Source organism: Kingella pumchi (assembly GCF_022288825.1).
GTDB classification, from domain to species: domain Bacteria; phylum Pseudomonadota; class Gammaproteobacteria; order Burkholderiales; family Neisseriaceae; genus Kingella_D; species Kingella_D pumchi.
Genome location: NZ_JAKOOW010000051.1, coordinates 1 through 305 on the forward strand (window position 1 = coordinate 1; position 305 = coordinate 305).

The following is a 305-nucleotide window of genomic DNA, read 5'->3' on the forward strand; positions in this document are numbered from 1 at the left end:
AACCCGTTACCTTCGAGACCACCGCGGCCGTCCCGCCTATCCCCTGCTATCCATGTTCAAAGCCGTCCTGCTCGGACAATGGCACAGCCTCTCCGATCCCGAACTCGAACACAGCCTCATCACCCGCATCGATTTCAACCTTTTTTGCCGTTTCGACGAACTGAGCATCCCCGATTACAGCACCTTATGCCGCTACCGCAACCGGCGGCGCAAGACAACACCCTGTCCGAATTGCCGGAACTGATTAACCGCCAACTGACCGAAAAAAACCTAAAAATAGAGAAAGCATCCGCCGCCGTCATTGA

1 pseudogene is annotated in these 305 nt (G+C 55.1%); it reads left to right on the forward strand.

Annotation, left to right across the window (positions count from 1 at the left end):
• A pseudogene (locus MB824_RS10745) lies at positions 1-305 on the forward strand (transposase); the annotation flags it as partial.